General features: G+C 64.6%; 1 protein-coding gene. It reads left to right on the top strand.

From position 1 onward, the window contains the following. Nucleotides 1–46 precede the first annotated feature (46 nt). Nucleotides 47–2,997: autotransporter serine protease (locus HX817_RS16140; RefSeq protein WP_177040574.1), on the top strand; the 2,951-nt coding region annotated here is incomplete at its 3' end.

The following is a 2,997-nucleotide window of genomic DNA, read 5'->3' as shown; positions in this document are numbered from 1 at the left end:
AGCTCCCTCGCCACAGGTATTTCAACAATAAGAAAAAGGACTCTTCATGATTACTGGTTCACCTCGCTTCAAACCCTTCACCGCAGGCTCCTTGCTGCTGCTGTCAGTGGCGGCCCACGGGCAGTACATCGAAGCCGGCAAAGTCGGCGACCCCGGCAGTTGGCGTTCCTCCGAGTTCCAGAGCGACTGGGGCCTGGAGCGGATGAAAGCCAACGAGGCCTATGCGAGCGGCATCACCGGCAGTGGCGTGAAGATCGGCGCCCTCGACTCGGGTTTCGACCCCAACCATCCTGAAGCCTCAAAAGACCGCTATCACGCGGTCACCGCCAGCGGCACCTACGTCGATGGCAGCCCCTTCACGACCACCGGCGCGCTCAACCCAAACAATGACTCCCACGGCACCCACGTGACCGGCACCATGGGCGCAGCCCGCGATGGCGTGGGCATGCACGGCGTGGCGTACAACGCGCAGATCTACGTCGGCAACACCAACGCCAGCGACAGTTTCCTGTTCGGCCCCACGCCAGACCCCAAGTACTTCAAGGCGGTGTACAGCGCGCTGGTGGATTCCGGCGTGCGCGCGATCAATAACAGTTGGGGCAGCCAACCCAAGGATGTCAGCTACCAGACCATTGGCGACCTGCACGCTGCCTATGCCCAGCACTACAACCAGAACACCTGGCTGGATGCCGCTGCGGAGGTGGCCAAGGCCGGGGTGATCAACGTGTTCAGTGCTGGCAACAGCGGCTACGCCAACGCCAGCGTGCGTTCGGCCTTGCCTTATTTCCAGCCGGAGCTGGAAGGCCACTGGCTGGCGGTATCGGGCCTGGACAAGGCGAACAACCAGAAATACAACCAGTGCGGCATCGCCAAGTACTGGTGCATTTCCACCCCCGGGGCGTTGATCAACAGCACCATTCCCGATGGCGGTTATGGGGTGAAATCCGGCACCTCGATGTCGGCGCCCCATGCCACCGGCGCACTGGCGCTGGTGATGGAACGCTATCCATACCTGAACAACGAACAGGCCTTGCAGGTGCTGTTGACCACGGCCACCCAGCTCAATGGCGCGGTCACCGATGCACCGACCACTCAGGTCGGCTGGGGCGTGCCGGACCTTGGCCGAGCAATGCACGGGCCCGGGCAATTGCTCGGGCCGATGAATGTCACGTTGGCGGCCGGGCAGGGCGATGTGTGGAGCAATGCGATCTCCGACAAGGCGCTGATCCAGCGCCAGGCCGAAGACAGCGCCGAAACCCTGGCCTGGCAGCAAACCCTGCGCGATAAGGGCTGGGAGAACGGCGTGGGCGCCGGCGCGAGTCAGCAGGACCAGACGGACTATGCCGTTGGCACTGCCCGTGCGGCAGCCGCGGCCCAGCGTATCTACGAAGGCAGCCTGACCAAATCCGGTGCGGGCAGCCTGATCCTGGCGGGCGACAACACCTACCGTGGCCCGACCACCGTGAATGGCGGCCGGTTGGCGGTGAATGGCTCGCTGACGTCCGCGGTGACGGTCAATGACAGCGGCACGTTGGGCGGCTCCGGTCGCATCGCGGCGTTACAGGTCAATAGCGGCGGCACCGTGGCGCCGGGCAATTCCGTGGGCACCTTGCAGGTGGCCGGGGATGTAAACCTCGCCGCCGGCTCCACCTATGCGGTCGAACTCACCCCCACCACCAGCGACCGGATTGTCGCCACGGGCAAGGCAATCCTCGGCGGCGGCACCGTGACCCTGGCCCTGGAAAACAGCCCGACCCTGCTCAGCCTGCAACAGGCGGAAAGCCTGGTGGGGCGCCAGTACAACATCCTCCAGGCGGCTGGGGGGATCCAGGGCCAGTTCGGTGCCGTGTTGCCCAACTACCTGTTCCTCGGCGGTACCCTCGACTATGCCGCCAACGGTGTGCAACTGGGCATTGCCCGCAGTGATGCGAGTTTCGCCAGTGTCGGTGCCACTCGTAACCAGCGTTCGGTGGCGGCGGCCGCCGAGCAGTTGGGCGCCGGTAATCCGGTGTACGAAAGCATCCTGCGGTCAGACTCGGCAGCCACGGCGCAGTCGGGTTTCCAGCAGCTGTCGGGAGAAATCTACCCGGCCATCGGCACAATGCTGATCAATGACAGCCGCCAGGTACGCGATGCCGTGGGCGAGCGCCTGCGCCATACGCCGGTTACCGGTGAGAGCAACGTGTGGGTCAAGGTGCTCGGCAGTTGGGGCAAGACCGACAGCCGCAGCGACACGGCAGGCTACACCAGCTCACTGGGCGGCATGCTGGCCGGTGTCGACGGCGCGCTGGACGAGCAGACCCGTGCCGGTCTCGTGGCCGGTTACAGCGACAGCTCGCTGAACATGGGCAGCGGCACGCATTCATCGGCGTCCATCGACAGCTACCACCTCGGCGCCTACGCCGGGCATGAGCTGGGCAATTGGCGCTTGAGCGTCGGCGGTGCCTACAGCTGGCATCGCGGCGACGTGAAACGCGACTTGCATTACGGCGAAGTCAGCGGCAAGCAGAAGACCAAGCTGGATGCGCGCAGTGCCCAGGTATTTACCGAAGCGGCCTACCGTTTGAACGTGTCCTCGGTGGCGCTGGAGCCGTTCGCCAACCTGGCTTACGTGCATCTGGACAACGAACGCTTTGACGAGAAAGGCGACGCCGCCGCGCTGGAGCGTGGCAGTGACAGCCGCGATGCGGTGCTGAGCACCCTGGGCCTGCGGGCGGCAAAAACCTTCCCCCTCAATGACCGCCAGCAACTGGACGTTTCCGGCTCGCTGGGCTGGCAGCACAGCCTGAGTGCCGTTGAATCCGAAGAGCACCTGGCGTTTGTCGCCGGAGGGCCGTCGTTTGCGGTGCAAAGCTCGCCGTTGATGCGCGACGCGGCATTGGTGGGCGTGCAGGCGAGCCTGGCGTTGAGCAAAAGCACACGGGTCAACCTCGACTACACCGGCCAATTGGCTGGCCGGGAAAAAATCCAGGGCGTGGGGTTGAGCCTGAACTGGCA

This window comes from Pseudomonas sp. C6002 (genome assembly GCF_013385805.1).
In the GTDB taxonomy this organism is placed as follows: domain Bacteria; phylum Pseudomonadota; class Gammaproteobacteria; order Pseudomonadales; family Pseudomonadaceae; genus Aquipseudomonas.
Note: the sequence above shows the minus strand (reverse complement) of the source record. Positions and strands in the feature narration are given on the sequence as shown.